The 19,303-nt window shown below is 39.9% G+C and carries 17 protein-coding genes; 2 read left to right on the forward strand and 15 right to left on the reverse strand.

Annotation, left to right across the window (positions count from 1 at the left end; translation table 11 throughout):
- Positions 1–4: 4 nt before the first annotated feature.
- The 11 genes from ACAN52_RS14995 to nhaC form a co-directional block, all read right to left on the reverse strand.
- The gene (locus ACAN52_RS14995; protein WP_378955726.1) at positions 5–676 is read right to left on the reverse strand and encodes a 3-oxoacid CoA-transferase subunit B; all 672 of its coding nucleotides are present in this window, start codon (positions 674–676) and stop codon (positions 5–7) included.
- Between the two features lie 2 nt (positions 677–678).
- Positions 679–1,335, reverse strand: a complete 657-nt coding sequence (gene atoD, locus ACAN52_RS15000) for an acetate CoA-transferase subunit alpha (RefSeq protein ID WP_378955845.1) — start codon at positions 1,333–1,335, stop codon at positions 679–681.
- Positions 1,328–2,161, reverse strand: coding sequence for a 3-keto-5-aminohexanoate cleavage protein (locus ACAN52_RS15005; RefSeq protein WP_378955727.1), 834 nt, complete (start codon positions 2,159–2,161; stop codon positions 1,328–1,330). The genes atoD and ACAN52_RS15005 overlap by 8 nt, the downstream gene beginning before the upstream one ends.
- Before the next feature lie 63 nt (positions 2,162–2,224).
- Positions 2,225–3,475: an aspartate aminotransferase family protein gene (locus ACAN52_RS15010; protein WP_378955728.1), complete on the reverse strand. Its 1,251-nt coding sequence runs from the start codon at positions 3,473–3,475 to the stop codon at positions 2,225–2,227.
- A 46-nt stretch (positions 3,476–3,521) separates the two neighbouring features.
- Entirely contained in the window at positions 3,522–4,268 is a 747-nt protein-coding gene (locus ACAN52_RS15015; protein ID WP_378955729.1) for an OAM dimerization domain-containing protein, read from the reverse strand.
- Entirely contained in the window at positions 4,255–5,820 is a 1,566-nt protein-coding gene (locus ACAN52_RS15020; protein WP_378955730.1) for a lysine 5,6-aminomutase subunit alpha, read from the reverse strand. The genes ACAN52_RS15015 and ACAN52_RS15020 overlap by 14 nt, the downstream gene beginning before the upstream one ends.
- A 29-nt stretch (positions 5,821–5,849) precedes the next feature.
- Positions 5,850–6,926: a hypothetical protein gene (locus ACAN52_RS15025; RefSeq protein ID WP_378955731.1), complete on the reverse strand. Its 1,077-nt coding sequence runs from the start codon at positions 6,924–6,926 to the stop codon at positions 5,850–5,852.
- Positions 6,919–7,956, reverse strand: coding sequence for an L-erythro-3,5-diaminohexanoate dehydrogenase (locus ACAN52_RS15030; RefSeq protein WP_378955732.1), 1,038 nt, complete (start codon positions 7,954–7,956; stop codon positions 6,919–6,921). The genes ACAN52_RS15025 and ACAN52_RS15030 overlap by 8 nt, the downstream gene beginning before the upstream one ends.
- Before the next feature lie 47 nt (positions 7,957–8,003).
- Positions 8,004–9,188 carry a lysine 2,3-aminomutase gene (ablA, locus tag ACAN52_RS15035; protein ID WP_378955733.1) on the reverse strand — a complete coding sequence of 395 codons (1,185 nt, stop codon included), beginning with the start codon at positions 9,186–9,188 and terminating at the stop codon, positions 8,004–8,006.
- 305 nt (positions 9,189–9,493) lie between these two features.
- A complete protein-coding gene (locus ACAN52_RS15040) occupies positions 9,494–10,621 on the reverse strand; it encodes an alanine dehydrogenase (protein WP_378955734.1) in 1,128 nt (375 codons plus the stop codon).
- A gap of 25 nt (positions 10,622–10,646) precedes the next feature.
- The gene (gene nhaC, locus ACAN52_RS15045; protein WP_378955846.1) at positions 10,647–12,101 is read right to left on the reverse strand and encodes a Na+/H+ antiporter NhaC; all 1,455 of its coding nucleotides are present in this window, start codon (positions 12,099–12,101) and stop codon (positions 10,647–10,649) included.
- A 393-nt stretch (positions 12,102–12,494) separates the two neighbouring features.
- On the opposite strand from nhaC, the gene ACAN52_RS15050 reads away from it, so the two are divergent.
- On the forward strand, positions 12,495–13,382 hold the full coding sequence (locus tag ACAN52_RS15050) for a MurR/RpiR family transcriptional regulator (RefSeq protein WP_378955735.1): 888 nt from the start codon (positions 12,495–12,497) through the stop codon (positions 13,380–13,382).
- Between the two features lie 184 nt (positions 13,383–13,566).
- Positions 13,567–15,222 carry a PucR family transcriptional regulator gene (locus ACAN52_RS15055; RefSeq protein WP_378955736.1) on the forward strand — a complete coding sequence of 552 codons (1,656 nt, stop codon included), beginning with the start codon at positions 13,567–13,569 and terminating at the stop codon, positions 15,220–15,222.
- A 236-nt stretch (positions 15,223–15,458) separates the two neighbouring features.
- Here the strand turns inward: ACAN52_RS15055 and ACAN52_RS15060 are convergent, their stop codons facing one another.
- Genes ACAN52_RS15060 through ACAN52_RS15075 form a run of 4 tightly spaced genes read right to left on the reverse strand, consistent with a single transcriptional unit; the run spans position 15,459 to position 19,277 of the window.
- Positions 15,459–15,869 (reverse strand): hypothetical protein, encoded by a 411-nt coding sequence (locus ACAN52_RS15060; protein ID WP_378955738.1) that lies wholly within the window; start codon positions 15,867–15,869, stop codon positions 15,459–15,461.
- A gap of 48 nt (positions 15,870–15,917) precedes the next feature.
- Complete coding sequence (murQ, locus tag ACAN52_RS15065) at positions 15,918–16,829, reverse strand: N-acetylmuramic acid 6-phosphate etherase (protein ID WP_378955739.1); 912 nt, start codon at positions 16,827–16,829, stop codon at positions 15,918–15,920.
- Positions 16,819–17,910 (reverse strand): DUF871 domain-containing protein, encoded by a 1,092-nt coding sequence (locus ACAN52_RS15070; RefSeq protein ID WP_378955741.1) that lies wholly within the window; start codon positions 17,908–17,910, stop codon positions 16,819–16,821. The genes murQ and ACAN52_RS15070 overlap by 11 nt, the downstream gene beginning before the upstream one ends.
- 2 nt (positions 17,911–17,912) lie before the next feature.
- Positions 17,913–19,277 (reverse strand): PTS transporter subunit EIIC, encoded by a 1,365-nt coding sequence (locus ACAN52_RS15075; protein ID WP_378955742.1) that lies wholly within the window; start codon positions 19,275–19,277, stop codon positions 17,913–17,915.
- Positions 19,278–19,303: the final 26 nt, after the last annotated feature.

Raw genomic sequence — 19,303 nt, forward strand, 5'->3', positions numbered from 1 at the left:
TCTCTCATTGATGACTTAAAAAAACAGGATTCACTTTTAGATTTGGATTAACACTAAATGGGGCTTCCATTCTTGCTTGAACATACTCGATGTTAATGCCCTCAGTAATTTCATCCATCATTAATCCATCTTGCTGAACAGTAAAAACCGCGAGTTCTGTAATCAGCATATTAACTACACCTTTACCAGTTAGAGGTAAGGTACAATGATTAAGAATTTTAGGTGAACCATCTTTACAACAATGCTCCATAGCAATAATTACTTTCTTTGCTCCGACGACTAGATCCATAGCACCACCCATACCGGGAATCATCTTCCCTGGAACCATCCAGTTTGCAAGATTGCCCTTTACATCTACCTGTAAAGCTCCAAGCACTGTAACGTGAATATGACCACCACGAACGAGTGCAAATGACATGGCACTATCAAATGTAGATCCACCACTAACAATACCTGCAAACTGTCCTCCTGCATTCACTAGATTGGAATTCTCTATACCTTGTACGGGTCCTAAACCGATGAATCCATTTTCTGAATGAAGAATCACATTTACATTTTCATCTAAATAATCTAGGGCTAAGGTGGGTAATCCAATTCCCAGATTTACTACATCGTCATTCTTTAATTCTTGGGCCACACGCCTAGCAATTGTTCCTTTAGCATCCGAGTGTATCATGATTATTTTTCTCCCATCCACACAAGTTTGTCAATTAAAATACCAGGTGTCATGACTTCATCAGCATCAATTGCACCATCTTCTACAAGTACGTCGACCTCAGCAATGACAAAATCAGCTGCCATTGCCATTAATGGATTGAAGTTGCGCGCCGCCTTTTCATATACCAAATTACCAAATCGATCAGCTTTTTTAGCTTTGATTAAGGATACATTGGCACGCAAAGGCATCTCTAAGAGATATTCTTTCTGATTAATCATAAAGAGTTTCTTCTCATCTTCAATAATCGTTCCTACACCAGTTGGTGTTAATATACCACCCAAACCAGCCCCACCACATCGTATACGTTCGGCTAATGTTCCTTGAGGAACTAGCTCCACCTCTAGCTGATTGGCAAGCATTTGCTTACCAGTTTCAGAATTTGTCCCGATATGAGAAACGATCGCTTTTTTGATTTGCTGATTTACAATCAGTGGGCCAATACCTTGATTTATAAATGCAGTATCATTGGCTATGAGTGTCATTTTTTTTATTTTCTTGTCTACCATAGCCTGGATTAAACGATTTGGTGTGCCAACACCCAAGAAACCACCAATCATGACATCCATGTCATCATAGAGATATTCGCTTGCTTGCTCAATCGTTATGACCTTATCTATCATATAAAGTCTCCTTATTTATTTTTAAAATCTTACGAGCCTCTTCTGGCGTCGCTACCTCACGCCCCAGTTCGCGACTCATGCGAGCAATCCGTTCTACCAATTGAGCATTACTATCTGCCAAAATTCCCTTTGAATAATAGATGTTATCTTCAAATCCAACCCTCACATGCCCACCTAGTATGATGGCCATTACCCCTAGGGGTAATTCGCCTTTCCCAATTCCTGCAACCGTCCAGGTAGCATTTCCAGGTAATAACTCAACTAACTGTAAAAGATTCTTCGGTGTTCCTTCAATTCCGCCCGGAACACCCATGACCATATCAAAATGAAGTGGTGAAACAAAAATATCTTTTTTAGCCAGTTTGATAGCCGTGGATATCATCCCTGTATCAAATACTTCAATCTCAGGTTTTACACCATATTCTTTCATAGTCAATGCAAATAATTCTATATCTTGAGGAGAATTAATAAATACATCTTCACCAAAATTCACCGATCCAGCTGTCAGCGTTGCCATTTCTGGCCCCAACCTTACAGGTCCTACCCTTTCTTCAAAGGCCATACCAACAGCACCACCAGTAGAAATTTGAATAATGGCATCACATTTTTCTTTAATTAATGTCATCGTTTCTTTAAATACAGTTATATCCTGAGTTGGCGTACCATCTGATTTACGCACATGCAAATGTATGATGGAAGCACCAGCTTTATAACACTCATAGGCGGCTTCAGCAATTTCTTCAGGAGTGATTGGTATCCCTGGATGATCTCGTCGTGTAACCTCAGCACCAACCATTGCTGCTGTAATCATCAACTTTTCCATGCTATCCCCCATTATTTTTCTTTCTACGCACGCAGTGTTTTACCGTCTTAACTAAGATCTTATTTATTTTACAGGATAACGTTTCTTCGTTATAGCAAGTGCCTCTTCAATCGTATCCAAGGCATAATCAAGATCCTCATTCGTATGACGATAAGCAATATACCAATGGTGATAGGGCTGAATAAAGAGATTTCTGCGAATGGCTTCTGTGTAAAAACAAGTCCTACGTTCTCCATAATACTGATCTACTTTATCAAACGTTAAATAAGGCATTGGCGGAATACCCGAAACAAGAGCAGGAATCCCCGAATCACCAACAATCTTAGTCAGCTTGTTTAGGAAATTTTCCCCTCGCCGCCAAATGTCATCAATGACTTTTTCCCTTTCCAAAATATCAATACATTTCATAGCAGCTACCATTTCGAGGCTATTCGGAAAAAAAGTAGAACTGACAAATACTTTCTTTTCCGCAACTTGCATAAATTCACTTTTGCCCACACAAGCACTAATGGCATATCCATTCGCCATGGCCTTACCAAAAGTAGCTAAATCCGGAGTCACACCATAACGTTCTTGAGCACCGCCCATCGCAACTCTAAATCCAGTACGAATCTCATCAAAAATCAACACTGCCTTATATTGATCAGCCAAGGCGCGAACACCTTGTAAATATCCTTCAGGAGGTGCCATAACAGGTTGGTTGGTAGGATGCCCGACAGGTGTAATGATAATTCCTGCCACATCGCCCTTATTATTCTTCAAAGCCTCTTCCAAAGCGTGCAAATCTCCATAAGGAAATTCAATCGTCAATTTGCTAATTTCGTCTGGAACTCCGCCATGAGTTTCAACACACCAATCATGCCATCCATGATATCCACAACGCAGTATTTTTTTCTTATCAGTATACCCCCGAGCAATTCGAGTAGCGACTAAGGTGGCATCTGATCCAGTCTTGACCAAAATAGCCATTTCAGCACAAGGTATCAATTTGACCAATCGTTTTTGCAGTTCATTTTGTATAGGTTGGACTAAAGAAAAACAAAATCCTGAATCCATTTGCTTAATCACTGCTTCATTAATTTCTTTTTCATCATACCCTAAAATGATAGGCCCATAGGCGCACAGCATATCAATATAATCATTACCGTCCACATCGATAATATGTCCCTTGTATCCTTTATTAAGAAAAATAGGATATTCTCCAGATACGAAGTTATAGGGGCGTCTGATCCCCATCAATCCTCCTGGCGAAAGTTTTTGAGCCTCCTCATACATTGCTAAGGATTTTGTAAGATTTAATTGTTCTTTTTCCATGATTCATCATAACTCCTTTTCATTTCTTAACGCTGTCAGTACCGATTTATTTCTTATCTCTACGAGCCATTTCTTGTACCACAAAAGAAGCTACATCTTCCGCATAGGTATTAGGTCCAAAACCAGCATCATATCCTAATTCTTTTGCCAGTTCGTGTGTAATACGAGGTCCGCCTACGACAAGAATGATTTGATCTCGGATGCTTTCCGCTTCTAGAAGATCTGTTAATTTAGTAAGATTAGCTAAATGGACATTTTTTTGGGTCACAATCTGAGAGACCAACAAAGCATCGGCCTTCATTTCTATGGCTTTAGCTACAAAATCTTCTGAACTAACCTGAGCACCAAGATTATATGCATTCATTTCATGATAGCTCTCTAGTCCTTTATGGCCGTTATATCCCTTCATATTCATAATGGCATCGATGCCAACAGTATGGGCATCACTCTCAATACACGCTCCTAGAATGTTTAACTTTCGACCAAATTTCGCGCTGATAAACTGATCGACTTCTTCCTTCTTCATTTTTTGACACTCTACTTTGTTGACCGTAATCTTAGAGATATCCACTGAACCAGTATATTTACCATAAATGATAAAGAAGGAAAATCCTTGACCTAAATCACGGCTATATGTGACTCCTACATCTGTTAACCCCATTTGTTCACCTAGGGTCCGCGCTGCTTCACAAGACATCTCATCTAGTTTTAAAGGAAGGGTAAAGGATAGCTGCATAGCACCATCGTCCATGGTATCACCATAAGGTCTCACTTGCTCTTTACCTTGTTTCATGGTTTCCCCCTCCTAACATCAACTGAATGAAGGGGTTAAAGTAATCGTCATCCTTCACAATGACTTCTGAATACCCTTTACCGCTCTCAGGCTGACGCTTGATATCCGCGAACATCCCCTGTTTGATAGCTTCCATTAAGCCTATATTTTCAATTTCTTTCAACATTCCAGACGCCTCAATTAACACTTTATTCGCTCTATTCTGAATACGTCCATTAGGCTTAAACTCAATTTCTTCTCCAATATGCTTCATTGTATTAAATACATACTGTGCATTCTCAACACTCAAAAAGCGATCTTGCAGGAAAGGCGTATGAATCGCTTCCGTTAACATACCTAATAAATGAATACTCTGACCTGTGAGGACTGAAGCAACGTTAAATAACGTATTTTGAGTATGTCCTTTAAAGATATTACCTGTCATATATTTAGTCGGTGGCATATATTTAATGGGTGAATGAGGAAAAACTTGTCGTACTAATTGAGCATGAGATATTTCCCATAAAAATCCATCTTCCATATTTGGATTGATTTCAAAAGCATGCCCGAGTCCAATCTGTTCCTCTTTCAAACCAGATAAAAGGGCGAATTGTTCATTAATAAACTGCGATGCCAGCACGGTATAAGCTTTTTCATAAGCATCGGCAGTCGTTAAATAATTATCTTCCCCAGTATTAATGATAATTCCAGCATAGGCATTTACCATTCTAGAGAAAAACTGATCAATAAAAGTCCTCCGCATGTTAATATCTCTAAAAATAATGCCATACATGGAATCGTTCAGCATCATATCAAGGCGCTCCATCGCCCCCATCACTGCAATCTCCGGCATGCATAACCCTGAACAATAATTTGTTAGGAGAATATATTTTCCAATCTCCTCTCCCACCTGATCCAATGCCTGGCGCATGAGGCGAAAGTTTTCCTGTGTTGCATAAGTACCACCAAATCCCTCAGTTGTCGCACCATAAGGAACATAATCAAGCAGACTCTGTCCTGTTGTGCGAATCACGGCAACGATATCAGCACCTTGCCGCGCGGCGACTGTAGCTTGTTCAATATCTTCGTAAATATTACCCGTCGCTACAATCAGATAAAGATATGGCGCTTCGCCTCTCCCAAAACTTTTGATCATATGTTCTCGTTCTTTGCTTCTTTTCTTAATCTTATGACAAGCTTCTTCGCCCAACTTAATCGATAAGTCTTTCATTTTATCCTGGTCGTTCTCAGGAGTAACACTGAGATCGAATAGCCCCTGGGCAACAGATTCAGCCACTTTTTGCGCTGTCATTTGATATCGCTCCATGGCGCTTACGATGGGCAATGTCACACCTTTACTTACTATATTTTTTTCTGCTAAATGTTCCACAATGACATTCGCTAATGGAATTCCTGCATGATTGACTCCATCTATACCTAAAAGTCGTAATGTAGCCCTTTCAACAGTAGTCGTGGTAAAGGCATCAACCTCTTGTTTTACCTGTTGTGCAATTTTTTTGGCTGATTCACGGGCAGTTGCCACCAGTTTTTCATCAATAGAAAGATATGCCACGTTATCCCCTCCTTTATCGGCAATCGTACCTACACTATACATTCAATGGAACAATAACCCATAACAACATCCATTACGGGATAAGGTTTGAACATTTTGACTCCTAGTTCAAAAAACTCTCGAGATGCAAATTCAATCCCCTTTGTGGAGGTGGGATTGAGAGTAATCGCCATTAAACGAATTGGGTCTACTACCTTTATAGAACCACCCATGGCTACAAACTTACGCCACAATTTTTTATCACAAAATAAACAAGTCCCATTCCGAATTACGAGTTCTAGATAATTACCTCGTGTCTTACTGGACACTAATCCTTCCAATACCCCATTGCCAACAGCTCCTCCCATTACAACGGTTCGTGTTAATGGGGTTATCTGCTGCCTAAGCATTTCACCCGCTACAAGAGATCCCTCGACTTGCAAACTAGTTACTACCCCAGTAACGTCAATCAGCGCGACTTTACTATGCTCCATAACTTGGTGATAGTACTCTAAATAAGAGACATCAACCTGTGGTAATGTAAACCGTTCAATTCGATCTCTTGTTTTTTCCATCACCACATCTGCGCTACCACCTAAAGTGGCTCCCGTTGCTAGAATAATTCCTTGAGCTAAAGAAGGGGTTGCTAGGCTGACCCGATCCAATGCCCCATCTACCATAACGCGGTCAGCTCCGCTTTGTAACAACTCATGTAGTAGACTTCGATGATCTTTCATCAATGTGGGGCCAGCTAATTCTACGTAACCTGATTCACGGGCCCGCCCGATGATCACATCTCCCATGGCTGTGGAAAATCCAGTCTCTTTGACTATTTCAATTTCGATCTCACTATTTTTCAAAGTCCCCCGTGCTGTCGCCAAAAGACAGCCCGCTGGGGCAAATATTCTAGGTTTGGGTGTATGATAAACCTCATCTCGCCTTTCACCATCTCGGCCTACTGAGGTAAGTCCTAAACATAATCCTTGCCTTGTAGCTTGCTTGACCAAATAATTCAATGTAACTGTCTTACCAACATTTTTCGCCATACCGACAATCGCAATGCTCGTCATCTCACGGTTGCATAATATTTTGTCAAATCCCTCTGTTTCTTTCCTTTGCTCACACATAAATCTTTTGAAAAAGCTGACAAATCTGTGGACTTTCTCTTAAGATATTGAGAGCGACCTCTGCATGCCCGTGGGTATAACCATTCCCGATCATCATAGTAACATCCTTACCGACTCCCTCTGCACCCAAAGCTGCCGCGGTAAAGCTCGTGGACATGGAAAAGAAGTAAACCGTTCCCTCATCGCGCGTAGCCAAAATTGAAGCCATCTCAGTACCTGGAATATTGACACAATTGATGGTCACATCAGCCATTTTATTTTGGGTGACTTTTGCCACAGCATCCATAACAGAAACGGCGTCTCTTGCATCCATCTGAAGGACATGATCAGCCCAATCCAGCTCCCGTAAACGCTGGCAGCTGGCTTCATCATAGCTGATACCAATGATTGTGCCAGTTACACCCGCTCTTCTCCGTGCTTCGTACATACAGAGAGTGCCTGATTTACCTCCGCCCCCAATAATTACGACTGTATCTCCAGGTTTCACCAATTTAGCGGTTTGAGCGGGGGCCCCTGCCACATCCAGCACAGCGAGCGCCAATGTATCTGCCAAATCAGTAGGAAGCTTAGCATATAAACCTGTTTCAAATAAAATAGCCTGCCCTTCAATTTCAACCTGATCTCGATCTATATGAACTTTCTTGATTGTTTTAATGACCAATGGCGTAAGAGATAAAGATACAAGGGTGACAATCCGATCTCCTACTTTTAAGTCAATGCGATCTTTTAAATCTGATCCAATCCCCCTTACCGTTCCAACCAACATACCACCAGAACCAGTCACTGGATTATGATGTTTACCTCGTTGCTTCACAATGTCTTGCATGATATTTTTAATTTTTTCTATATCATAATGAGCTTCTTCTTTGATTTGGGTGAAGCTAGCAGCATCAATATTTAATACATCAACATCAATGAGGATCTCATTATCATTGATGTCCATGTTGTTATCAATTTTCCACGCAGCTTGTGGCAAAGTCCCTACTGGTTCAATCACACGATGAATACCATAGATTGATCCTTTCATCATAAAACGCCTCCTCGTCTACCCCTATGAAATTTAAAATCACAACGTCCTCATCTCTCCATATTCATTACAACGTGTCCTTCGCCACAAAGACTACATGGTTGCTCAGGATCGACATAATGTTTTGGCGGCTGAGTATAACCAAAGATATTTCCTTGATAATTACGAAGAATGACTTGACCATCAGACTGAGAAATCATGTACTGTGGCATGACAGGAATTTTACCTCCTCCTCCAGGCGCATCGACCACATAAGTAGGGATCGCCAATCCTGAAGTATGTCCCCTCAGCGTTTCAATGATTTCAATTCCTGCCGCAACTGAAGTTCTAAAATGCTCGATTCCTTGTGAAAGATCACATTGATACAAGTAGTAGGGCCGTACTCTGATCTTTAATAATTCATGAAATAACTTCTTCAAAACATTAGGACAATCATTGATACCAGTGAGTAATACACTTTGATTACCTAAGGAAAAACCAGAATCCGCCAACATCGAACAAGCGGCAGCAGAAGCTTTGGTGACTTCTAAGGGATGGTTAAAATGTACATTTATAAATACTGGGTTATATTTTTTAATCATTGTACAAAGTTCAGGAGTAATCCGCTGAGGAAGCACGATTGGAGCCCGTGTACCAATTCTAATGATTTCTACATGAGGAATGTCTCTTAATTGTTGTAAGACATATTCGAGAAGCTTATCAGAGACCAACAGCGCATCGCCCCCAGATAAGACCACATCTCTGACCACAGGAGTTTTACGAATATAGTCAATACATGCATCAATACGTTCAATCGTTCTAGCTTGATCAGTAGCACCAGCTAACCTTCGTCTCGTACAGAATCTACAGTACATTGAGCACCGATCCGTCAATAACAGCAGCGCCCGATCTGGATAGCGATGAGTAAGACCTGGGACAGGGGAATCAATATCCTCATGCAACGGATCGGCCATATCTGATTTTCCATTATGCAATTCTCGTATGGTAGGTACAGCCTGCTTACGAATCGGACAGTTTGGGTCCACAGGATCCATTAAAGTTGCATAATAGGGAGTGATGGCCATTCGTAACATTTTTAAACATTGTCTTATACCATCTTCTTCTTCGCTGGATAGTTCAATGACTTGCTTTAATTCTTCTTCATTGGTGATCCGATTACGAACTTGCCAATTCCAGTCATTCCATTCCTCTTCTGAAACGTGACTCCACAGTGGAATATCTTTATAGTTACGCATCCTATTTCCCCCTCAATTTGGATTCTTCATACTCTTTTTGCCATAACCTAACGTAATTTTTGGCATGATTACGCTCAATTCATACTTTGTACTCTATAAGCATTTTCTGCCTGAACATGATATAACTATAGCATTTACCTACCGTCTTATTCTTTGGCAATTATGCCATAATTTTCTTTATCCAAATTATACACGATGTATAAATGATGGTTATAAAAAAGGCAGTGTTCAGCAATTGATACTGAAACACTGCCTTAGTGTTATGTGGATCCGTCTTATGATCAAATCAAATGACTTGATTATTTTTAGATACGATCAAGGTTTTGGCAATCAGTTAATCCTAACATCTCTTCAGGAGTGATTCTTTCACGATTTTGTATCAATGCCGTCTCAGCATGTGTTAATGTCCCTTTGTAGGTCACCAAACTTCTTCTTAAATAGGCATCTCTTTTACATGCTTCTTCCACTCCATTATTGGCAATGGAAAGTAAATGGGGTAATACAACTGCAGCATAAGCAATTGACGTTGTATGAGGAACAGCACCTGGAATATTATCAACGCCGTAATGAACAATTCCATCAACGATGTAAGTAGGATTATGGTGACTTGTTGGACGGTAAGTCTCAATAGCACCTCCTAAATCAGCACTGATATCGACGATTGCAGATCCTTTTTGCATCAATTTTAGCATATCACGACTAATTAAATGGTCCTTTCTATGCTTAGGCCATTTTACGCAATTAATCACAAGGTCAGTCGTAGGAAGTAAATCTGCAATGTTTTTTTGATTTGAAAAAGCTGTATGTACATTTTTAGGGAATATAGTACCGCAACTTCTTAGTACTCCTACATTGACATCCATTAGAATGACCTTAGCACCTAGAGAGGCGAGTACCTCAGTCGCTCCTTTTCCAACAATGCCAGCCCCAATAACAATCGCATTAATGCCTGGCGCACCACCCATACCACCAACTAATTTTCCACTACCGCCATACATAGTGGTCAGGCATAAGGTCCCCATGATCGCTCCTAATTTCCCTGCGACCTCACAATTTGGCGATCCATAGCGATGTGTATCTTCAGCCGCAAATCCAATGATCTTTCTATCTAACATGACATCTGTTTCTTCCCGATTTGCTGCTGGATGAAAACAAGCAAGCATAATCTGATCTTCGCGAATTAAATCATATTCTTCTGGAAAAAGTTCTTTAACCTTAGCAACTAATTCACTTTCTGCATAAATGTCTTGCATACTTTCACGCAATTGAGCCCCTGCTTCTACATACTCATCATTGGAAAAACCAGCTTGAGTCCCTGCATCTTTCTGCACCAATACCGTATGACCACAACGGCATAATTCGGATACACCAGTTGGGGTTACGATAACCCTTGATTCGCCTTCTTTGTTTTCTTTTAATACACCAATAATCATTTTTTCTCCCCCTTATTATAACTAATTAACCAGCCAAATTTTTTCTAACTTCCTGAGTTTGTTCTTCCGCTGAATCTTCTTTCCATATGGCAATTCCAGTCACAGCGAACAGAATACAGAGAATAGGAGACAACCAAAGCTGATAAGCATAAATATATGATTCAGTCACTGGAACACCTAATATTGCGCCCATACCGATCGCATTTAGTGACCAGGGAATCAGAAAGGCGAATATTGTTCCTGAATCCTCTAGTGTTCTAGAGAGCACTGTAAGCTTTATTTTTAATTTTTGATATAAGGGTTTAAACATTTCTCCAGGTAAAATGATTGCTAGATATTGGCTTCCTGTGACCCCATCTACCACCAAACCTGTAAATAAGTTTGCAATTACCAAACTTGTAGAACCTCGAATCACCTTGCTTACTTTCTCTAGTATGGCAGTTGTAGTACCTGTCCTTTGTAAGATCTCACTAGCCCCCATAAGAAAGAAAACATTCTCAACAATTCCCATAAAACTTGCAATACCACCTCGATTGAGCAAAGAATCCACTTTAGGTACTCCTGTATTAATTTGGAATCCTTTGGATATGGCAGTAAAGATCGCTTTTAAATCATACGTCGGTTGAAAAATAAGCCCGACAACGGCCCCAGCTAAAGTCGCCAACAACAAGGCAATAACCGGAGGCATTTTCTTAATAATGAGTACAATCGTAAGAATCGGCACTAATAGTAAAAGTGGACTAATGACAAAGTTTTTATCAATTAAATCAATTATTAAATTGATATTGGACTGATCCAGGGATTCATGAGCAAAGGATATTCCCATATATGTATAGATCGCTGCACTGGCAAAAAATATTGGTATGACGGAATACAACATGGACTTAATATGTTCGACTAGATCTACGCCTGTTACAGCGATACACATATTCGTGGTATCAGCAAAAGGTGATATTTTGTTTCCAAATACGGCTCCCGATAAAACCATACCAGCCGTTACTGCTGGTGGAAATCCCATTCCATAACCAATGCTCATAAGAGCTACACCAACTGTCCCAGCCGTCGCATATGCACTTCCTATAAAAAAGGAAATCAAGCATAAAAAAAGAAAACCACTGACTAAAAAATAAGATGGTGATATCAGCTTTAATCCATAATAGATGAGAGTTGGCACGACACCAGATATAATCCATGAACCAATGACCGCACCTACACCCATAAGAAGGATCATAACGCTGACTGACTTCTTACCTCCATCGAAGAAATAGTCTAGTATTTCCTTGCCTTTATACCCATTGCTGACCATAACAACTCCAGCAATGGCTGTTATTGCTACAATAAATGAAGTGTCGAGGGGCATTTTGTATAAACCGTTACCTATTCCTACTGAAACCACAAGAATTAAAATATTAAGTATAGCTACTTTAAACGATACGTGTTTTTTAGTATCATCCATCTCTTTCAGCTCCTTCTCAAATATTAAATTTTAATTTTGTCTTAGTCACGATTAGTACCGGTTTGCCTTATGGTAAATTCCGCATTTGAATTGTACTGCGTTTCACTCATTAAGGTTTTGTCACCTAACATTTAGATTTTTTCAATAATAGTTGTCTTAAAAATGATCAATTACATTGTATAATCACCTCCTTTTTCCATTCTTGTTATAATAAAGCCTATTAGACTTAGAATTTTCTGCTATTAAGAGTCAATATAGCACTATTTTCTATCAATGTTTTACTTTGAATTATATCAACGTTGTAGTTTTTCCGTCAATTTTTTTTTGTGGTTGCTTTTACAACATGTTTTAATTAAAAACTATTAATGCTATACTTTATAAAACAGTCTATTGAAAAAAGGGAAGGTAGTATTGATTATGAATTTATCAATTAATAATATAAAAAATAAAGATGATTTTCTCTTACATATCCAATCCAAACAAGAAAGTTATACTAGTGTGTATCGAAAACTAGCGACCTACGTCGTTAATAATTTTATTGATGTTGCATTTATGAAAGCACAGCAATGGGCAACTGAAGTAGAAACATCGGAAGTTTCCGTGATCCGTTTTGTTCGCTTTCTGGGCTACAAAGGATATCCTGAATTCTTAGAAAAGATGCAGCAAATCATCCGTAATGAAATGACAATGGTTAAATATGCGGAATTATCCGTCAAAACCAAACGTGATGAAACCAATATTTTAATGGATATCATAAAAGCTGAAGAACAAAATTTTAATGAACTGATTGCCAAGTTTTCTCCACAAGTGATGTCAGATGTTACTGATTTGCTCGGCGAAACCGAGAGAGTTGTGATTATCGGTTTGCGTTCATCAGCTGCTCTAGCCAATTATTGCAGCTATATGTTCATTCGCGCTTTATCAAAAGAAGTACTGACCATTAATGACGGAGGCGTTCATACCTTTGACTCCTTTTTACCCTGGGAGGGTAAAAAAGTAGCGGTTATTGTCTTTGGATATCCTAGGTATCCTGCAAGAACACTGGAAATCGTTGAATATTTAAGAACCCTCAAGTGGCCCATCATTTCCATAACAAATGATGAACTATCTCCTTGCGTCCCTCTGTCTGATTATGTGATTTATGCACCGTCTCATTCCGTTGCCTTTACTGACTCAATGGGAGCTGCATCAGTCGTAATCAATACCATCATCATGGAATCAATCACCAAATTCCATGATAAGTCCATTGATCGAATCAAACGTTTTGAAGAGTTAGCAAAAGAAAAACACTATTATTGGAAGTAATTCATCATTCACTTTCACAAGAATCGTTGAGCTGCTCCATTTAAGATAATGTCAATATACCATATTGATATGACGGCTTCATTGGACCAGAGGCAGTATTCTAATGCCATCCAGTTATACTCAGTGTCTAAATGCCCATCATTGTTATAATAAAAAAGCAAAATATGATTGTAGGTGTTATGTTATGGGAATTACAGTACAAGCAGCCTTGGCCATCGATGTGATGAACCAAACAAAAATCATCGCAGGTAAAACCGGACTCGATCGAGAGATCAAATGGGTCAGTGTTATGGAATTACTTGATGAAGTAAGTTCATTACAAGAAGGTGAATTATTAATCACTACCGCTTTTGACCTGACTGATAGTCCTAACCTACTTGATGAATTAATTCCCTACTTGGCTAAACGCAATTTAGCTGGTCTTGCTATCCAAACTGGTTATTACTTAGACATAATACCTCCCACCATTATTCAAAAGTGTAATGAATACAATTTTCCCCTCTTAGAATTACCAAAACATATTGTCTTTTCAGAGCTGACCAAGGCTATTGCTAAACAAATTATAAATAGCCAAATGGAAATGCTCGAATATGCTCGTCTGATTCACGATCGTTTGACTCTGGTGATATTGCAAAATGAAGGACTCCCACAAGTTGCAAAGGTATTATCTGAACTGATTAAAGCACCAGTAAGAATTTTAGATACATACTTTAATCTTCTAACCTATTCAGGGCTAGATAAGAGCTCTTGTTATGTAGATTCTGAAAAAATTCAAATGGAGTATCAGTCTTTGAAAAAAAGAAAATTACTCACTTATGCGATAAACTCGATACTATCTCTTAAGAATACGCCTTCTGACATTCCTTATCAGTTCTTACAGCCTCTCATGGTTGGTAATGATATCTATGGTTATATCTCTGTACTCACCGATGAAAAAGTCCTTGAAGATATGAAAAAAATCGCAATTTCTTCTGCTGCCACGATTAGCACTCTAGAGATCCTAAAAGAAAAAGCTATATGGGAAGCAGAAGAGAGGGTTAAAGGTGACTTCATTGATGATCTTCTCGAAAATAATATAAAAACAGAAAAGATCTTACATCGTAGAGCAAATTATCTTGGTTTTGATTTAGCAAAAAAATTCATCATTTTTTCCGTATCAATTGATAACTTAAACGATATTATTCTAAATCATAGTGAAGAACATCTACAGGAAATTAAGCAGAATCTATTTTCATTGATTCGTTTTTTTTTACAATCTTATCAAAAACAAGCATTGCTAAAATATAAAAGTAATAAACTCATCATTTTGCTTCAAGTTAACACCGCGACAGGTAAAGCAGAAATTTCAAAAATAGCTCACTCATTACAAGCAATCATAAGAGGAGAAATGCAAATTACTGCTTCCATTGGAATCGGTCAGATCTATAACAAACTCTCTGATATTCCTAAAAGTTCTCAAGAAGCTGAACACGCCTTATCAATTGGCTATCGGTTACAAAAAAAAGATTGTATTTTATACTATGAAGACCTAGGCGCCTATAATCTGTTTGGTAATAACGTGAACGAAAAGGAATTGTACAACTATTACTTGCAGACTGTATCCCCAATCATTGATTATGATCTAAATCATAAAAGTGAACTAGTTACCACTTTTGAAGCTTTCCTCGAATGTAATAGCAGGATAAAAGAAACATCACAAAAACTCTACGTTCACAGGCATACTCTCAAATATCGGTTAAATCGTATTTACGAGATCACCGGATTCGATCCCGAAAATTCACAAGACCAATTCAAACTGCAACTAGGCCTTATTGTAGCTCGCCTTTTATCGAGAGTTTAGTAACCTTTTCATAGTACGCTATGCTTTACTACAAAGATTCCTTCTTGATCGTGACAAGCCAGCTGCTCTCTCTTCAAAAATCGATAACCGACAGTAGGAAAATGGGATGGCTTACGATATTCTAGTTTTGAATTAGATAAGGTGCTGTACAGAACAATTCATTTCTGCACAGCACCTTATCTAATGTCCACTTATTTTTTTGATCTTCATCATTCCTAATTATTTACCACATAAAATTACTCATCACCCTCAATGGTTGTTTGAAAAAACAGCTCCGCAACATTGCTTGCCAATTTTTTAGTCTCTGTATCAATCGTAGCCTGTTCAATAAACAGCTGAAATAGTTCATTTGCAGTTCTTAAACGCGCACGCGTCAAGTTATAAAAATCATATGTACGTGCAACCGCTTCCTCCAAATTTTTATTTGAGATTGCCTCTAAATAAGAGCAACCAGCATCAATCAGCGGTTGTTTGAGTGTGATCTTACCCAGCGCTGCTCCTACACAAAATCCTGCAGCAAGGTCCGCGGATAAAGCTGGAGTTGTTTGGCGATCACAAAATTTGATGGAATCTGTTTTTTCCATTCTTTTTTCGATGGTAAGGGTCATACTTTTCGTAAATATTGTTTCGATTCCTGGAATATCCATAAAGACACCTCACAATAATTTTTTTCTTGCTGTTTGATTTGCCAGCAATTAGTTGGTTTTGCAGTCTCCCAGAGCCAAAGCCTTTGCAACAAAGCCGTTACCTGTTTCTAACAATTGGGATGCATCTTCAGCACAAACCCCTGCCAATATCATGATAATCGCTAGTTTTACTAAGCCGCCTGCAGCATTTAAAGCTTCTTCAGCCTCTTTATGGTCAGCTCCAGTAGCCAAGATAACAATTCGCTTTGCACGTTCCTTTAGCTTTAGGTTCGTAGCCTGTACATCGACCATCAAGTTACTATAGACTTTCCCGAGATTGATCATAGTGGCTGTTGTCAGCATATTGAGCACCATTTTCTGGGCAGTACCCGCTTTCATCCGTGTCGATCCCATAATGACTTCGGGTCCCGTTACTACTGTTAGGCTGTGATCAGCGACTTTGCTCATCTCAGAATCAGGACTGCAGGTTAAGGATACGGTCTTGCATCCCATTGACTTTGCATAGCGCAGACCACCAATTACATAGGGAGTTCGGCCGCTGGCAGCAATACCAATCACGATATCTAATGGACTTAGTTGTTTACTTTTTAAATCTTCAGCTGCCAAAGTATCCGAATCCTCAGCTCCTTCTACAGCCCGTAAAATGGCTTGTGCTCCGCCAGCGATGAGTCCCTGTACCAGCTCAGGATCCGTACCGTAAGTCGGTGGGCACTCTGATGCATCAAGAATTCCGATCCGACCACTTGTCCCAGCACCAAGATAAAAGAGACGACCTCCCGACTGCAAAGCCTCAACAATGTAGTCAACGACTTTAGCAATATCCGGCAAAATATTTCGAATAGCCATAGCAACTTTTTGATCTTCTTGGTTTATAAGTTCTATAATCTCTAGACTGGATTGATTGTCAATATTGATCGTGTCTGGATTACGAGCTTCCGTTACTAGTTTCTCAAGATTCATTTGCAACAAACTCCTTTAACCGAAAAGTCCCGCCCGGCCTGATATAATCCAGCAGAAAAAGTTCTTCAGCAATAATATGCGCCACCACATTAACGCGCGGATCAGCGGGCATTGAGGATCGAACCACTTGCATTTCACCCATATAGCGAAGGTAGTCCTGGTTGTCGATGGTTATGGCTCCAACCTTACGTGGTATGCTTACACGTGCTGGAATGACTGTCTGGCATATACCGCGAGCTTCTTGAGAACGAATGACCCATTCTCCAGGGTCAGTACGATTGGTATGAGCAGCAAATAAAATTTCTCGCTCTGCAGCAGAGGCGTCTGCTTCTACGATCACCTGCAGTTCAATATTGCTAGGCTCAAGGCTAGCTACAGAAGCCAATTCCTCTTCCCCCACCATTGGATCACCGAAGAGAAGTCCATCGACTAACGCAGATGCCAATAACTCTTTGGCAGCTAGCTGCGGGGAAATCAATCGATGCTTTTCTAGTGTAGGCAGGCCAGCAAAAATAGGACCACGAGGACAACTCCGAGACGGAATAAAGGCAAGGACAGGTATCTTATAACTACGCAGGAGCTGACAACGTTCAGCAAAGAGAGAAAACGCCAACCCTGTTTCAGGACGTGGATAATAATTATGGCAAGCGCGCATCCGAGTTATATCGGCTTTAGCATCATGGATTTGCTGCAACGTGTCTGGAGTGATCGTACTGGCATTGATTTCAATATCCAGTCCGCTTGTTACACTCATGGCCGCAATTTGTTCTGGCGAAAAGCCATCATCAAGACGTATTGCTGATAAACCCAGCTTTTTTAATGCAGAAAAATCCGATAGAGTAGCACCAAGCATTTGAGAGACGCGAGGAGAAATATCTGCTGTAATGGAATAACCCAATTTCACTGCATGAGCCATAAACTTATGAAAATCATTTAACATCACAGCAGCATTTGCTTCCGGAATATGCAGCGATGTAAACAAGCGAGTATATCCATAGTCTTTAGCAAGCTCTAGATAACGATAGATGCTTTCAAGAGAATACCCCATTCCCACATAGGCCGATATACCTTTTTCCCACATTCTTATATTCCCCCTTTCCCTTGTTGTTCATAGTCCTCTTCTTGCAGATCTTCAAAACCAACTAGCCAAGTAATGATAAATCCAGCCACATAAGCAATCAAAATTCCCATTAAATAATAAGTGATATGACCAGGTTTAATTAGAAAAGCCAGCGGCAGTCCTGACAACCCTAGTGCAATGGAGTTTACATGCATAGCCGCTTGAAATGCTCCGCCAAAACCTGCTCCAATACAAGCCGTAATAAATGGTCGGCCTAGAGGCAATGTAACGCCAAAGATCAGCGGCTCACCGATACCAAGAATACCTACTGGCAGTGCCCCTTTAATGATTTCTTTCAACTTATTATTTTTAGTTTTTAGGTATACCGCTGCTGTAGCCCCTACTTGTCCAGCACCAGCCATCGCTAAGATAGGCATGAGCGGATTGGCCTGTTGTATATTTAAAAATTCCATATGAACCGGTACTAATCCTTGATGGAGACCGGTCATGACAACAGGTAAAAAAGTTCCAGCAAGGATAAAGCCGATAACAGCTCCACCCATATCAAGCAGATTTTTAAATAAATTGATAATGCCATCAGATAATACACCGCCGATCGGCTGCAATACATAGAAACAAGCAAATCCACCAATCAGTAAAGTAACAAGTGGTGTAATCACAATATCAAGAGCATTCGGTACGACTCGACGCACTTGTTTCTCTACCATGGTCATAAACCAAGCAACAAGTATCACGCCAAATAAACCACCCCGCCCAGGAACGAGAGGCATTCCATTGATCGTTATCGTCGCAATGGCAGGATTGATAATCAAGATTCCTGCCAGCCCCCCGATAGCTGGTGTACCCGAAAATTCCTTGGCTGTATTGATTCCTACAAAAATACCGAGGTAAGAAAAGAACCCCCAGCCGATTACATTCAAGATCGTAATAAAATTTCCTTGGGGATTAGCGCCTGATTGGATGGCAATATTGGTTAAGCCTGCCACCATACCAGACCCAACAATGGCTGGGATCAGCGGCACAAAAATAGCAGCCAGCTTACCTAAGAACATTTTAACCGGCGTGCGGTTTTTCTCTTTAATTTGGCTTTTTAAATCTTTGACTTCTTCCAGTTGTCCCCCTGTCAGCGTTGTTACTTCTGCAGCTACCCGACCAACAACACCAGGTCCAAGAATAATTTGCAGCTGCTCTGACCCTTCAACGACTCCAAGGACACCTTTAAGATTTTTTAGAGCTGACACATCGACTTTAGACTCGTCAATGATCGTAAGACGCAGGCGAGTCATGCAGTGAGTTGCCGTACGAATATTCTCCTTACCACCAACCATTCCCTGAATTTGATTGGCTAATTCTTGTTCTTTTGTCACGCTTTCACACTCCATTGTAATGATTG

This window comes from Pelosinus sp. sgz500959 (genome assembly GCF_042610375.1).
GTDB lineage: Bacteria > Bacillota > Negativicutes > DSM-13327 > DSM-13327 > CTSoil-075.

Bases quoted from the DNA above. Each gene is read 5' to 3' on its own strand.
- ACAN52_RS15010 (WP_378955728.1), bottom strand. From the start codon at position 3,475: ATGGAAAAAGAACAATTAAATCTTACAAAATCCTTAGCAATGTATGAG.
- ACAN52_RS14995 (WP_378955726.1), bottom strand. From the start codon at position 676: ATGATACACTCGGATGCTAAAGGAACAATTGCTAGGCGTGTGGCCCAA.
- ACAN52_RS15025 (WP_378955731.1), bottom strand. From the start codon at position 6,926: ATGTGTGAGCAAAGGAAAGAAACAGAGGGATTTGACAAAATATTATGC.
- ACAN52_RS15030 (WP_378955732.1), bottom strand. From the start codon at position 7,956: ATGATGAAAGGATCAATCTATGGTATTCATCGTGTGATTGAACCAGTA.
- ACAN52_RS15070 (WP_378955741.1), bottom strand. From the start codon at position 17,910: ATGTGGGAAAAAGGTATATCGGCCTATGTGGGAATGGGGTATTCTCTT.
- ablA (WP_378955733.1), bottom strand. From the start codon at position 9,188: ATGCGTAACTATAAAGATATTCCACTGTGGAGTCACGTTTCAGAAGAG.
- murQ (WP_378955739.1), bottom strand. From the start codon at position 16,829: ATGAATCTTGAGAAACTAGTAACGGAAGCTCGTAATCCAGACACGATC.
- ACAN52_RS15040 (WP_378955734.1), bottom strand. From the start codon at position 10,621: ATGATTATTGGTGTATTAAAAGAAAACAAAGAAGGCGAATCAAGGGTT.
- ACAN52_RS15015 (WP_378955729.1), bottom strand. From the start codon at position 4,268: ATGAAACAAGGTAAAGAGCAAGTGAGACCTTATGGTGATACCATGGAC.
- ACAN52_RS15060 (WP_378955738.1), bottom strand. From the start codon at position 15,869: ATGGATATTCCAGGAATCGAAACAATATTTACGAAAAGTATGACCCTT.
- ACAN52_RS15055 (WP_378955736.1), top strand. From the start codon at position 13,567: ATGGGAATTACAGTACAAGCAGCCTTGGCCATCGATGTGATGAACCAA.
- ACAN52_RS15005 (WP_378955727.1), bottom strand. From the start codon at position 2,161: ATGGAAAAGTTGATGATTACAGCAGCAATGGTTGGTGCTGAGGTTACA.
- ACAN52_RS15050 (WP_378955735.1), top strand. From the start codon at position 12,495: ATGAATTTATCAATTAATAATATAAAAAATAAAGATGATTTTCTCTTA.